Raw genomic sequence first — 14,478 nt, forward strand, 5'->3', positions numbered from 1 at the left:
GAAATTAATATGTGGTATGGGAGAGCGACAATATAATAATGGTTGATATTCTTTCGGAATTTATTGGGCCTTACCCCATCGATTGGTGGGAGGGGAGAGAGCTCATTTATGATAGGGGTTATTACGACCAGGTAAACCTGGTCGTTTTTGAAGTTGTTTTTATTTCTAATTACAACGTTTATTCATGTGATTATAAGTAAGTGATTTACATTGTTTGTTTTTTCATTTTGTACAACAAAAGAGAACCTTTTAATTTTTCCGTTCCAGCTTTTCAACAATCAGCTTTAGATCGCTGGGTTTCAGCATTTCGACAGGGGAGACATTTTTTTCGAATTGCAGATAATCTCCCTCTAACAGAACAACTACCCGATTATTGATCCTTGCGATATGAATATTTTCGCCATAGTCGACAAGGAGACCTTTTACAGAAAGGTGGTCGAGCTTGAACTTGAGTTCTATATCAGGTGTCTGCTCAATGATGCTTGAGGAAGCCTCGATTACCTGTTCATCCGACCAGCGTTCCTGCAGTTCCCGTTTCGGACTAGTTGCCCAAGCCTCCATTGCAGATTCAGCTTTTTCTTTTTCTTCACTTTCATCCTGATAGGTTTCTGCTAGTTCCTGATGCACCATTCCCATTACTTGCGTCTTGATGATCTCAGGCATCGATTCCCCATACTCCACATATTTCAGGAAATCCTCGAAATATCGGGAATGGGAGGATTGATGGATCTTCAATTCGCCTTCCTCCACTATCCCTTCCTCAGGCATGAAAGGGTACTGAATGGACTTCATATTCTTCGTGGTAATAGCCATTTGTACATTATGTATCAATGTTTTCTCGTCCGTGATGGATGCTACCTTCTGCTCAAAGTCACATTTTAAGACAAAGACGAATGGTTCATCAAAATACTTATTCAACTTGGCACGTGCAATGATCAACACCCCGCCTCTGACTGCAGTAGTGTCTGTATAAGTGGCTGCGACTTCTTCACTTGCCTTGGAGAACTGTTCCATTGTTTCTGCAAATTTAATGCGATGGAATAGGTTATAGTTTGGATTCGATCCAAGATCATACCCCGGTTCCACAGTGAAACGTCCAATTTTTGTTGGCACCTGATCACTTTTGGGGTGTCGGTCCACCTTGCGTTTGGAGATTTTCATTAGTTCCCCGTCCAGAAAAGATTTTAAAGGGCTCTCCTGATACTGCGCTTCATCAATGGTTGCCATTTGCTTATAAAGCTTTTTCGCATTATCGCCGGTTCCTTCAATTTCAATCACATAGAAGGCTAAAGATTGAATATCAAAATCCAAGATTAATCACCTAATTCAATTTATTATCTTTTGGAAATCACTTTACTAGTATAGGGAAGTGACCTCGTTGGGTCAATCTCCATTCATTTCCCGCAACTTCTGATCTGTTGGAAGGAGGAAGGTGAGTAATCCAATCAATGGAAGGCAAGCTGCAAACATGATTGTATTGTTTAAACCTATCCAGTCAGCGAGGATACCAAGAGCTACTGAACCGACTGCACCCATACCAAATGCAAGGCCAACGATAAGGCCGGATACCAGTCCGATTCTCCCTGGAACAAGCTCCTGTGCATACACAACAGTTACAGAGAAGCTGGAAAGGATGATGAAACCGATGATACCCAATAGTACATAGGAGAGCATCGGCCCGGAATAAGGAAGTAGAAAAGCCAACGGTGCAGAACCCAGCATACTGAGGAGTATCATGTTTCTCTTCCCGAAGCGATCGGCAAGCGGTCCTCCAAAGAAAGTCCCGACGGCTCCCGTTCCAAGAAAGATGAAAATATAGATCTGGGATTCGGCAATGGACAGACCGTAATTTTTAATCAAATAGAAGGGATAGAAGTTTGTTATTCCTGCATGAAACCAGGATCGGGCGAAAACGAGAAAAATTAATAGGGTTATAGAGAATAAGACAAGCTTTTTCTGTTCCAGCTGTTTATTGCTGGCAACTGTTTTTCTCTTAACCGGGGCTTTTGCAGCTGATTCTGATACCTTCATTTTATACCATTTGGCAATATAAAATAATAGAAACACCCCAAAACCGGCAACTAGGGTGAACCATATGGCACCAAATTGTCCGAATGGGACCAATAAAAATGCTGCAATCAGCGGAGCAAGCGCCTGACCAGAATTACCTCCGACCTGATAGATTGATTGTGCCAATCCCCTCCGGTTTCCTGCTGCCATATAGGCTACCCTCGAACCCTCCGGGTGGAACGTGGCAGAGCCTATCCCGATAAACATGACAGAGATAATGATGAGCCAGAATGTAGGTGCAAGTGCAAGGCCTACAATACCAATAAAGGAAAAAATCAGACCTATTGGAAGAGCGTAAGGCGAAGGTCGCTTATCTGTATATAATCCGACTACCGGCTGGATAAGGGAAGAGGTTGCATTTAACGCAAATCCGATCAGGCCAATTTGCGTAAATGTCAGTCCCATTGAACTTTCAAGCACCGGAAACATGGCTGGAACAACCGATTGGATCGCATCATTCAACAGATGTACTAGGCCGATGATGAACAGGATGGAATAGACTGTTTTGTTTTCTTCTTTAGGGGCAGAAATTTTTTGAGCTAACATATTGAATACTTCCTTTGCGCTGAACTATGATTATCATAGCATGACTTTTTGTGCAAAAGGTATCGTTTTTTACGGAAAGCGAAATAAATTGGGACAAGGGACCTGTCCCCAATGGAGGTTCATTATGATAGATCTTAGAAGTGATACCATTACAAAACCGACAGAAGAAATGAGGAAGGCTGCGTATGAAGCGGAAGTGGGGGATGATGTGTATGGAGAAGACCCTACTGTTCGCAGATTGGAAGAGAGAGCGGCTGAAATACTGGGAAAGGAAGCTGCGTTGTTTGTAACAAGCGGCACTCAAGGGAACCAGATTGCTGTTCTTACTCACTGCAGACCAGGTAATGAAATATTGCTGGAGGCTGATTCTCATATTTTCTATTATGAATCTGGGGCTGTGGCAGCTTTGGCAGGGGTTCAAACTAGGACAATCAAAGGTACAAACGGGGCAATGAATCCGGACGATGTGCTCGCAGCCATCAGGGTAGAGGACCAGCACTTTCCTGAAACCGGCTTGATTTGCATCGAAAATACCCATAACCGTGCTGGTGGGGCTATTGTTCCTGCATCCAATATGCGGACTATCTATCAGCATGCAAAGGCTCATCAAATCCCAGTGCATGTGGACGGGGCAAGGCTGTTCAATGCTGCAGCGGGCGCAAATTGTTCCATACAGGAATTTACCCAGTATAGTGATACAGTTCAGATCTGTCTGTCGAAGGGGCTTGGAGCACCTATCGGTTCCATACTTGCAGGTTCAGAGGAATTCATAAAAAGGGCAAGAAAATGGAGAAAACGCCTGGGGGGAGGTTTGAGACAGGTCGGAATCATCGCAGCACCCGGATTGGTCGGGTTGACTAAAATGACGGACAGACTTTTCGAGGACCATGAAAATGCGAAGTTTATAGCTGATGCAATTGGAGAGATTGATGGTATGGTTATTTCCAACTCAGTGGACACCAATATCGTTGTCTTGGAAGTGGGCGGTCTTGGATGTTCTGCAGACAAGTTTGTAGCTGCATTGAAAGATAAAGGAGTCCTTGCCGTAACTTTCGGACCTACACAGGTGAGATTGACAACACATTATGATGTGAGCCGGAAAGATCTGGAGAAAGCTGTAGAGGCGATAAGAGAAGTAACGGCAGAGCTTAAGATATAAGGGGAGAGGGGAGAGCCTCATGGTGGTCCTCCCTTTTTCTACTCTTCTAGCGATTTTGCAAATTCTTCTTGTTCTTATTCCACACCGCTACATTCGATCCACTCAGAGATTTAATAAAACGTAAGGTCGCTTTTTAAAAGCCACTAATGGCCTTCTCACAGGGATACATGCTCAAAAAGGTCAATAGAACGCATCTAATGGCCTTCTCACACCGATACACGCGCAAAATGGCATTAGAAGGCATCTAATGGCCTTCTCACATGAATATATGCTCAAAAAGGCCAATAGAACACAACTAATGGCCTTCTCACAGGGATACATGCTCAAAAAGGTCAATAGAACGCAACTAATGGCCTTCTCATAAGCAAACACGCACAAAAAGACAAATAGAATGGAGCCACCGCAATTCCAAAAAGGGATTGAAACACAGAAGAGGCTGTTCAAAAAGCCATGTATTGACTTTCTGGACATCCTCCAACATATATAAAAAGTTTACTTCACAAGCTCCCGCATTGCATATTCCTTCAGCTTGAACTTCTGGATTTTTCCGGACGCTGTCATCGGGTACTCATCTACTATTTCAACATAGTACGGAATTTTAAAACGTGATATTTTCCCAGAACAATAGCTTTTTACTTCCTCAGTGGAAAGTAGTTCTCCTTCTTTCACTTTGATGAAGGCGGCAACCTGCTCTCCGAACTTTTCGTCGGGTACACCAACAATCTGTACATCAAAAATCTTGGGATGCGTGTAGAGAAATTCTTCAATTTCACGAGGGTAGATATTTTCTCCACCACGGATGATCATGTCTTTCAACCGGCCTGTAATCTGGAGATATCCTTCGTCATCCATTGTGGCGAGGTCTCCCGTATGAAGCCACGAATCCGAGTCAATTGCGGAGATGGTCTGTTCCTCCATTTTGTAATAGCCCTTCATCACCAAATATCCTCTTGTACAAAGCTCGCCTTGGACACCGTTTGGAACGGTTTCTCCCGTTGTGGGATCGATGATCTTCACCTCTACATTTTCCAGTGCCCTACCCACAGTGGAAACTCTTCGTTCAATACTGTCATCAGGTCTAGTTTGTGTAATAACTGGTGATGCTTCTGTCTGTCCGTACGCTATCGTGATTTCCCGAGCCCCCATTTCATGGACCACTTTTTTCATAACCTCTGTTGGGCAGGTGGAGCCGGCCATGATGCCGGTTCGTAAGCTAGAAAGGTCATAGTCGTGGAACTGAGGATGGTTCAGCTCGGCAATGAACATGGTTGGAACACCGTAAAGAGCTGTACATTTTTCCTGTTCCACCGCCTTTAGAACAAGCAAAGGGTCAAATGTAACGAGAGGAACCATTGTTGCACCGGTTGCGACCGCTGCAAGGGTACCCATCACACAACCGAAGCAATGAAAGAAAGGGACAGGGATACAGATCTTATCCGCATCTGTCAGGCGCTGGCATTCTGCGACATTGATGGCATTATTGATTATATTAGAGTGAGTGAGCATGACCCCTTTTGGAAAACCGGTTGTACCTGATGTATATTGCATATTGATTACTTCATCTGGTGCGAGGCTTTGCTGTATTTCCTGTAAGGCTTCATCTAAAATTTCAGCCCCGGCTCGTAATAAATGATTCCATGTATACATTCCTGACTGAGGTTCGTCTCCCAGGAAGACGATATTTTTCAGCTTCGGAAACCGGGAAGAGAACAATTCACCGGGGAGCTGCTCCGTAACCTCAGGACAGATGTCTTTGAAAATATCAAGATAACTTACCCCTTTGAATTCTTCCATGAGAAGGAGGGTAGTAGAATCGGATTGTTTCAGGAGGTATTCGAGTTCTTGGGATTGGTAGCTTGTATTAACAGTTACAAGTACTGCTCCGATTTTTGCACTGGCATATTGGCTAATGACCCATTCTGGTTTGTTGGATGCCCAGATCGCTATATGATCACCTTTTTTCACTCCCATGCTCATAAGACCTTTTGCTACCGTATTGCATATATCCTGGAACTCCCGATATGTATAGCGCAGGTTCTGTTGTACATAGACGACAGCTTCCTTTGCCGGAAATTTTTCTGCAGTTTCATCCAATAGCTCGCCAATTGTTTTATGTACGATTTCTGCCATTTAAGATACCCCCAATTCATGTGATACTTAAATATTAGTATGAATGTTCTGAAAAATCAATTTAAAAAGGATAGCTGCCTTTAAAGCAGCTACACCTTATGAATTTTTCCTTTTTCTTGAATCGGTTCTTCCTTTTGCACAGGAATCCTGTGAATGAAACGTTTTTCCTTAGTGGTCAACAGATTTCCCAAGAAGAAGAGCGATTGCTTATATTTTGTTTCAAAATAAACGATAGCAGCTTCAATTTTCCCCATCAATGCGTCTCGGAGGCTATCCATTTTATTCTCAATCTGCTTTGTATTGGCATCTTGCTGGTCCATACGCTGGATGACTGTCTGGTGGAACATATCCTGTATTTGCAGTTGCTGATTTATTTGCTCATAAAAGGCTTCCTGTTCCTTCATTTTTTTCTGAATATCTATATATAGAACTTCATAGTCTTCCAGTTTATTGTGTATTTTTCTTGTCAAATCCTCCTGGAAACAAAGCTGGTCTATAGTTGCCTGGCTCATTAATCGTTCTTCTTCAAGCGTCCTGCTTACTTCGCCGTTCATGGTTTCAAGTGTCTTTAACCGCTCCATAACTTCTTTATTGTTTAGATCATTCAAATGAATTTCATTTTTCAGATGATCACTAACCTCTTGCTGTACGTTCATTTTCGTAAGAATACTTTCAAATTGCTGCAGCTGATTGGACTTTGTTTCTTCCAATTTTTCATGTACAGAAGACACGGAATTGGAGAGGGTGTCATTTGTTTGGGCTTGCATGTTTAATAACTCCAGCAGATAGTTTTTTCTAAGATAACTTTGGTTGCTGTCATTTATGGTAGAATCCACATACAATTTCGGAAAAGGTTTTAACTGTTCGTCCTCGTTCATCGTAACACTCCTTATTTATATGAATTAAAGAGAGAATGGGGATACTTTATCATATGTATAATTGGCATAAATGCTAATTACTACTGGAATGTAGGCTTTTGCCTAGTAAAAATAAAAGGTTATTTTCGCATTGATCGTTGATTGTGGTTAGAAAATATATACAAAAATATAACGTGGATTTAAACATTCTTTTCTAAAAGCAATCAATTTTACGAAAAGATCCAAAAGGAAAAATAAAGAAGACCCCTACTTTGGGTCTTCTGCTGTAGCTATATTCTGATGTGGTTTGATAACTGAAGAAGAGGTGTAAACATCATTTTTTATTTCCCTATATAGGAGACTGTAGGCGGCAGTCTCCATAGAAAATTAAGAAGTTGAAGATAGGTGGGTCGTGCAGGTGGCGGATTAAAGCTTGTTTACTTGTGATTTACAGAATATCAATACGTACTACAAGAGCTAATAGTATTTGAAGCAGCAATTGAATGTTGATGACAATATCTGTGTCAATAGTTGCTCCCGTAACCGCAGGAAGAACCCCCTCTAGTTCCAAACAACCAAGTATTCATATCGCTCATTATTAAAACCCCCCATTACGGTCTACCATTCACACACCTCCTTTTCCTGCTTCACCACATACTATGTGAGAGAATAGGAAGAGACTGGACAAACATCTTCTATGCAATGACCATTTTTTCATTCTTTAATAGAAAAGGCGATAGTTTAATAGGGAAAGTAGGGGACAAAGCTTGGGAAATAAAATACGACCCCCCATATGGAGAGCCGTTCACTTAATGGAAGATCAATCAGCAGGATACACCAATCCTATCTGATTTCTTACTTCTTCTAGAATTCTATGCGTGGATAAGGAGTTGGCAAAGCTGTTTATGGTTGGTTCAAATTCGCCATTCTGCACGAGTTTCATGAATTCTGACGCCTCGTAAAACATCGAATTTGATTTTTGAGAGACAGTGATATCTTCAGACGTGCCATTTTTATAGTAAATCTGCACTTTTTCAGGAGTATGGATTTTATCTATCACCATGGTTCCTTCTTCTCCTTGAATTTCAGCCGGCATGTAAGAATTGACAATCTTGGAGTGGGTGATTACAGCTTCCATTCCTGGATATTCGAACAGGACGCTTCCTTGTCCATCAACACCGGATTCCAGCATCACAGCATGTGCCTTGATCGCAGATGGCCCACCGAAAAGAACGACCATTGGATATATGGTATAAATGCCTATATCCATCAATGATCCATTGGAAAATTCAGGCTTGAAAGCATTTAGTATGATGCCTTCCTTATACTTATCATACCGTGAAGAGTATTGACAGTAGCCAGCGGAATATCTTCTGATTTTCCCAATCTTATGGAGGTTCTCCTTAATTGTGAGGAAGTTCGGCAGATAGGTTGTCTTTAGTGCTTCCATAAGCAGAACTTTTTGTTCTTTGGCGACTTGTATCATTTCTTGAAGCTCTCTTGTATTAGAAGCTATCGGTTTTTCGCAGAGTACATGCTTCTTGTTTCTCATGCAGAGAATAGCCTGCTCGTTATGCAGGGAATTGGGGCTGGCAATGTAGACTGCATCGAATTTATCACTGGAAGCAAATTCATTTAAATCAGTATAGATGTGTTCTACACCGTATTTGACAGCAAAGTCTTCAGCTCGTTCTTTTGTACGGGAATAAACGGCAGTCAAGGTAAAGCCCTCCACTTCACTTGCTGCGGCGATAAAGCTCTCTGTAATCCAGTTGGTTCCAATTATTCCAAATCGCATATGTAACGACTCCTTTATGTAAGCGTGTTGGTACAATTTTATAATAATAACAGAAATTAGACAAAAAAAGAAGACACCGTTGAAGGTGTCTTCTTTGCGTATTGAGGCGATAATCTGCATGACCACATTCATGCATTGCTACAAGTAGCGTGAATATCGACTTACACAATTCAGCTCATCGCCAAATTAATATAACACATTAGTGAGAGAAATTCAAGTTTTAATTTGTTTGCTTCCTAAATTTACTACGTTTAAACTTTTGAAAATAATAGAATAAATGAAATATAGGATATTATGCTCATATTAGAGCTATAATGGTAATAGAGAAGAGATGAAAAACTATCAATTTGTGCAAATCAAGTCAGGAGCGATTGGAAAATGCGTCAGTTTTTATTGGAAAAACAAGATGAAATGCTAGAGCTACTAGAAAGAATGGTAAATATCGATAGCGGTTCCTATCATAAGGAAGGAGTGGATGAGATCGGGGCAATACTCATGAAGGAATATCGGGACATGGGTTTTGCTGTACAGGAAATCAAGCAAGAGGAATATGGCAACCACTTAATCATCCAACACCCACTAGCAAAAAACCCCAAAACGATTATCATAGCCCACATGGATACTGTATTTCCGGAGGGTACCGCAGAGAACCGCCCATTTCAAATTAGAGATAACCGCGCATATGGACCTGGTGTAATCGATATGAAAGCCAGTCAAGTGGCGGTTTTATATGCTATGAGAGCCCTAATAAAGTTTCACTCCAAAGCATATCAGGATGTCATGATTGTACTGAATAGCGATGAGGAAATCGGCTCGCCATCCTCCAAAGAGCTGATAGAGAATAAAGCGGCTGGAAAGAAATACGCTTTAGTGATGGAGCCGGCCAGAAAAGACGGATCTGTTGTTACATCCAGAAGGGGAAAAGGCCACTATACCATCAGTGTAAAGGGGAGAGCGGCCCATTCTGGGATCGAACCGGAAAAAGGAAGAAGTGCAATTGAAGAGCTTGCATACAAAATTATCCGTTTACACGATTTGACGGATCATGAGAAGGGAATCAGTGTCAATGTGGGATTGATTGAAGGTGGATCTTCGGTTAATACCGTTTCAGATACTGCAATGGCAGAAGTGGATATTCGCATTTCAGAAAAAGAACAAGCAAAACCAATAGAAGAAAAAATAGAATCCATTTGTGCGTCAACCGATGTAAAAGGTACGGAAATCCATCTGGAAGGAAAGATGAACCGCCTGCCTATGGAGAAAAATGCCCAAACCACCTCCTTGCTCCATATGATAGAAGATGTTGGTGTTGGGATGGGTCTGAAAGTGAAAGATACCTCAACAGGAGGTGGGTCTGATGCCTCCTTTACTGCAGCAATGGGAGTGGCAACCATCGATGGCATGGGCCCGGTTGGCGGAAATGCCCACAGTGATGCGGAATACCTGGAGATACCTTCTCTCATAGAACGGATAGAACTCCTTGCAAAAACAATAAATAAGCTTTCAGAAGAATAAGTAAAGGCGTCTCTTTAAAAAGAGGCGTCTTTTTTAAAAAATAGGATTGTATTTTTATACATACGAAGTTATAATGATTCATATTATTAGCGAGAGGAAACGGTGATGAAAAATGAATGTTGGAATAATCGGAGCTAATGGATACAGCGGCGTGGAGCTGATACGATTGTTGCAACAACATCCGTATGCTCAACTGAATTATCTTGCTTCCCATTCTTCGAGCGGCAAGCTGATAAGTGAACAATACCCTCATCTGCAAGGGGTTGTCGAGGATAGAATTGAAGAACTGGATATAAATGAAGCAGCTTCAAAAATAGAATTGATGTTTTTTGCAACACCATCCGGGATATCCAAAGATTTGATTCCAGCATTCCTTGATAAAGGGATTACTTGTATCGATCTGTCGGGAGATTTTCGTTTAAAGGATGGGGCATTATACGAGAAATGGTATAAACATACACAAGCATCCAACGAAAACTTACAAAAGGCTGCATATGGATTACCGGAAATTTTCCGTGACGAAATAGTGGGTTCAACGTTGATTGCCAATCCTGGCTGCTACCCGACTGCAACACTCTTAGGTCTTGCGCCTGCATTGGAAAATGGATGGATATCCCCGGAGAACATTGTAGTCGACGGAAAATCAGGTGTATCTGGAGCTGGAAGAAAAGCTTCTTTGGGAACACATTTTGGTGAAATCAATGAAAACATGAAAGCATATAAGTTGGGTTCTCATCAGCATATACCTGAAATTGAACAGTCTATCTCTGCCCTTTCAGGCACACTACATCCCATCACTTTTTCTACACATCTGGTTCCGATGACAAGAGGAATTATGTGTACGATGTATGCAGATCTGGAAGTGAAAACTACGACAGAAAAACTGTTAAAACAATATGAGGAATATTATCAGAACAATTTCTTCGTTCGAATTCGACCGCTTGACACATGGCCGGCAACTAAGGAAGTACTAGGTTCAAATTATTGCGATATCGGAATCAAGGTGGAGGAGAGAACGAAGAAGCTTATCATAGTTTCTGTGATTGATAATGTCGTGAAAGGGGCGGCGGGTCAGGCTGTCCAGAATCTGAACGTACTTAACGGGTGGCCGGAAGAGACTGGATTAACGGTTACCCCTGTATATCCATAGATAAGCGAAAGGACGGATAATATGAACGCAAATTTGACGGTAAAAGAGATGAAAACATGGGTCAGAGTGGTGGGTGGAAGTGTTTGTTCCCCTAAGGGGTTTACTGCAGGAGGTCTGCATTGCGGTATCAAGCGCAAAAGAAGGGATTTGGGCTGGATCTATTGCAATGTACCTGCCAATTCCACAGCCGTCTACACAACAAATCTTTTTCAGGCAGCCCCTCTTAAGGTGACCCAGGAAAGTATAGGTTCAAACGGGAAGTTGCAAGGCATCATCGTCAATTCGGGAAATGCCAACTCAATAACTGGTGATGAAGGTCTGCAAAATGCGTACATGATGAGAAAAAGCTTTGCCAACCAAACCGGATTAGAGGAAGAGGATGTGGCAGTCGTATCCACAGGGGTAATTGGTGAACAGCTGCCAATAAAAAAACTGCTGAATGGCATTGACCAGGTAATCTGCATAGGAGATAACAACAATGCAGCTGAATTTGAAGAGGCGATCCTCACTACCGATACTTTTACAAAAAACGAGTGTGTGCAAATAAAGATCAAAGATAAAGTCATTACCATTGGCGGGGCTGCAAAGGGTTCAGGAATGATTCATCCAAATATGGCAACCATGCTCGGGTTTATCACAACAGATGTCCATATTGAGCAAAAAGCTTTGGAAAAGGCGCTTAAAAGTGTAACAACACAAACATTCAACATGATCACAGTTGATGGAGATACGAGCACAAATGACATGGTCATCGTAATGGCAAGCGGTTTGGCGCATAACGAACTTCTGCATGAGGATGATCCGGACTACCATCTCTTTGTGGAAGGGCTGCAAGAGGTATCCTTATCGTTGGCCAAACAGATTGCCAGAGATGGCGAAGGTGCGACCAAATTGATTGAAGTGACTGTAGAAGGAACTCTTACAGAACAGGATGCACAAAGAATCTCCAAAACTATTGTTGGCTCCAGTCTCGTGAAGACAGCAATTTTTGGGGAGGATGCAAACTGGGGGCGGATCGTCTCTGCCATCGGGTACAGCGGCATCGCACTCGATCCCGATTTGATCAGCGTAAGTATAGGGTCAATCAAAGTGGTGGAAAAAGGTTTGCCGTATGGGTTTTCAGAAGAGGAAGCAAAAAACTATCTATCAAATGAGGAAATACAGATTTCTGTCCAAATTGGAGTGGGGAATGAAAAAGCTACTGCTTGGGGCTGTGACCTATCATATGACTATGTCCGCATCAATGCCTCATATAGAACATAAAAGGAGTGGGAGAATGGAATATTTGGTAGTCAAGTGCGGCGGAAGTGTTATGGATAAGGTTCCACCTTCTTTCTATCTGGATCTTGTGAAAATCAAAGAGCAAAAGGGGGTACAGCCTGTACTCGTTCATGGAGGAGGACCGAGCATCTCATCCCATTTAGAGGCTATGAAGATTCAGAGTCAATTCATTGATGGTATTCGTATAACGACAGAGCCTGTACTCCAAGTGGTAGAGATGATTCTTTCAGGCAGCATGAACAAGGAGATTGTACGAAACATCATAAAAGCTGGAGGAAAAGCTTTTGGCCTCAGTGGGGTGGATGGGATGCTTCTCGAGGCGAAACCAATAGATAACGCAGGGGATCTTGGCCTGGTAGGAGACATTGTCTCGGTTAAAAAAGAGATCCTGGGACAGCTCATTGCAAGTGATCTGATACCGGTCGTTTCACCGGTCGCAGTCGATAAACTGGGTCAAAGCTATAACATCAATGCAGATACTGCAGCTGCAGCGATTGCAAAGGCACTGCAGGCAACTCTTTGTATCGTCACTGATGTAGATGGTGTATGCGTGAATGGCGAGGTCATTCATACTTTATCCGAATTGGAAGCTGATCGACTCATAGAAAATCAAATCATCACAGGTGGAATGATTCCGAAAGTCCAAGCAGCCTTTCAAACATTAACTGAAGGTGTCAAAGAAGTAGTAATTCTTAATGGGGCTAATGAGCATATTCTCCAGGACTTCGTACAGGGAAAAGGCGTAGGTACCACTTTTTATTTAAAGGAGGCAATGATAAACATTGGCTGATTCTATTAAGGTTCTTTCTTCGGTCATGAATACATATAAACGTTTTCCAATAAATTTCGTGGAGGGGAAGGGCAGTTATTTATGGGATGACATGGGTACTAAGTTTCTTGATTTCACTTCCGGAATTGCCACTTGCAATCTTGGTCATGTTCCTGAAAATGTTATGCAGGCGGTTCAGCATCAGTTAAGTAGACTCTGGCATACTTCCAATCTATTTCCCATTGAAAACCAGGAGAAGTTAGCAAACCTACTTACTTCACAAAGTTGTCTGGATCAGGCATTCTTCTGTAACAGCGGTGCAGAGGCGAATGAAGCGGCCATAAAACTGGTCCGCGCCTATTCAAAAGCAAAAAAAGGCAACAACCCGGTAATAGCTGCATTTTCCCAGTCCTTCCATGGCAGAACGATGGCAACTGTTTCCGCAACTGGACAGGAGAAAATCCGTGCAGGCTTTGAGCCTTTGCTCGAAGGGTTTATCCATTTTCCTTTCAATGATTTGAACGCACTGGGAAGAATTAAAGACGCTGCCCCCGCTGCCGTGATGCTCGAATTGATCCAGGGAGAGGGAGGTGTGATTCCCGCAAAACAGGAATGGATAGATGAGCTCGTGAAAGTGTGTAAAGAGGAGGACATACTGCTAGTGGTGGATGAGGTCCAGACCGGGATGGGAAGAACAGGAACGCTATTCGCATATGAACAATACTGCTTCGAGCCTGACATTGTCACACTTGCAAAAGGATTGGGTTCAGGATTTCCCATTGGAGCAATGCTGGCAAAAGAAGCAGTTGCCACGGCTTTTCAGCCGGGAAGTCACGGCAGCACATTTGGCGGCAATCCGTTGGCATCTGCTGCAGGCTTGGCTACGGTAAAAGAACTGACTACATCAACGGTCCTGGAAAATGCTATAACGGCGAGTGAGAGTTTGTATACTATTCTTTTAAAATTGCAAAGCAGATTTCCTTTCATCAAAAGTATAAGAGGAAAAGGGCTTCTTATTGGAATAGAAATAGAAGGGGAGGCAGGGAATATAATTGACTCCGCACAGCAGGAAAATCTGTTGCTGGTATCAGCAGGTCCACAAGTAGTCCGACTATTGCCACCACTTACTATTACAAAAGATGAAATTGAAGATTTTGAAGAAAAATTCTCTATAGCATTAGAACGTTACATGGAGGCATGATG

11 protein-coding genes are annotated in these 14,478 nt (G+C 42.4%); 6 read left to right on the forward strand and 5 right to left on the reverse strand.

What is annotated here, in order from left to right:
- Positions 1 to 249: 249 nt before the first annotated feature.
- Complete coding sequence (locus ABN702_RS08490; RefSeq protein WP_417900268.1) at positions 250 to 1,311, reverse strand: DUF3900 domain-containing protein; 1,062 nt, start codon at positions 1,309 to 1,311, stop codon at positions 250 to 252.
- A 72-nt stretch (positions 1,312 to 1,383) separates the two neighbouring features.
- Positions 1,384 to 2,616, reverse strand: a complete 1,233-nt coding sequence (locus ABN702_RS08495) for an MFS transporter (RefSeq protein ID WP_417900269.1) — start codon at positions 2,614 to 2,616, stop codon at positions 1,384 to 1,386.
- A gap of 124 nt (positions 2,617 to 2,740) precedes the next feature.
- Here ABN702_RS08495 and ltaE point away from each other — a divergent pair, with 124 nt between their 5' ends.
- Positions 2,741 to 3,775 (forward strand): low-specificity L-threonine aldolase, encoded by a 1,035-nt coding sequence (gene ltaE / locus ABN702_RS08500; RefSeq protein ID WP_417900270.1) that lies wholly within the window; start codon positions 2,741 to 2,743, stop codon positions 3,773 to 3,775.
- 492 nt (positions 3,776 to 4,267) lie between these two features.
- Here the strand turns inward: ltaE and ABN702_RS08505 are convergent, their stop codons facing one another.
- The 3 genes from ABN702_RS08505 to ABN702_RS08515 all read right to left on the reverse strand — a co-directional run bounded on the left by ABN702_RS08505 (position 4,268) and on the right by ABN702_RS08515 (position 8,560).
- Positions 4,268 to 5,905: an AMP-binding protein gene (locus ABN702_RS08505; protein WP_417900271.1), complete on the reverse strand. Its 1,638-nt coding sequence runs from the start codon at positions 5,903 to 5,905 to the stop codon at positions 4,268 to 4,270.
- A gap of 89 nt (positions 5,906 to 5,994) precedes the next feature.
- A complete protein-coding gene (locus ABN702_RS08510) occupies positions 5,995 to 6,783 on the reverse strand; it encodes a hypothetical protein (protein WP_417900272.1) in 789 nt (262 codons plus the stop codon).
- A 799-nt stretch (positions 6,784 to 7,582) separates the two neighbouring features.
- The gene (locus tag ABN702_RS08515; protein WP_417900273.1) at positions 7,583 to 8,560 is read right to left on the reverse strand and encodes a Gfo/Idh/MocA family protein; all 978 of its coding nucleotides are present in this window, start codon (positions 8,558 to 8,560) and stop codon (positions 7,583 to 7,585) included.
- Between the two features lie 378 nt (positions 8,561 to 8,938).
- Here ABN702_RS08515 and ABN702_RS08520 point away from each other — a divergent pair, with 378 nt between their 5' ends.
- The 5 genes from ABN702_RS08520 to ABN702_RS08540 all read left to right on the forward strand — a co-directional run bounded on the left by ABN702_RS08520 (position 8,939) and on the right by ABN702_RS08540 (position 14,476).
- Entirely contained in the window at positions 8,939 to 10,075 is a 1,137-nt protein-coding gene (locus tag ABN702_RS08520; protein WP_417900274.1) for a M20 family metallopeptidase, read from the forward strand.
- A 112-nt stretch (positions 10,076 to 10,187) separates the two neighbouring features.
- Complete coding sequence (argC, locus tag ABN702_RS08525) at positions 10,188 to 11,225, forward strand: N-acetyl-gamma-glutamyl-phosphate reductase (protein WP_417900275.1); 1,038 nt, start codon at positions 10,188 to 10,190, stop codon at positions 11,223 to 11,225.
- A gap of 21 nt (positions 11,226 to 11,246) precedes the next feature.
- Positions 11,247 to 12,488 carry a bifunctional glutamate N-acetyltransferase/amino-acid acetyltransferase ArgJ gene (argJ, locus tag ABN702_RS08530; protein WP_417900276.1) on the forward strand — a complete coding sequence of 414 codons (1,242 nt, stop codon included), beginning with the start codon at positions 11,247 to 11,249 and terminating at the stop codon, positions 12,486 to 12,488.
- A gap of 13 nt (positions 12,489 to 12,501) precedes the next feature.
- Positions 12,502 to 13,296, forward strand: a complete 795-nt coding sequence (gene argB / locus ABN702_RS08535) for an acetylglutamate kinase (protein ID WP_417900277.1) — start codon at positions 12,502 to 12,504, stop codon at positions 13,294 to 13,296.
- 25 nt (positions 13,297 to 13,321) lie between these two features.
- On the forward strand, positions 13,322 to 14,476 hold the full coding sequence (locus ABN702_RS08540) for an aspartate aminotransferase family protein (protein ID WP_417900862.1): 1,155 nt from the start codon (positions 13,322 to 13,324) through the stop codon (positions 14,474 to 14,476).
- Positions 14,477 to 14,478 lie beyond the last annotated feature (2 nt).

The sequence above is a fragment of the Bacillus haimaensis genome, assembly GCF_048270625.1.
Lineage (GTDB): Bacteria > Bacillota > Bacilli > Bacillales > Bacillaceae_I > Sutcliffiella_A > Sutcliffiella_A haimaensis.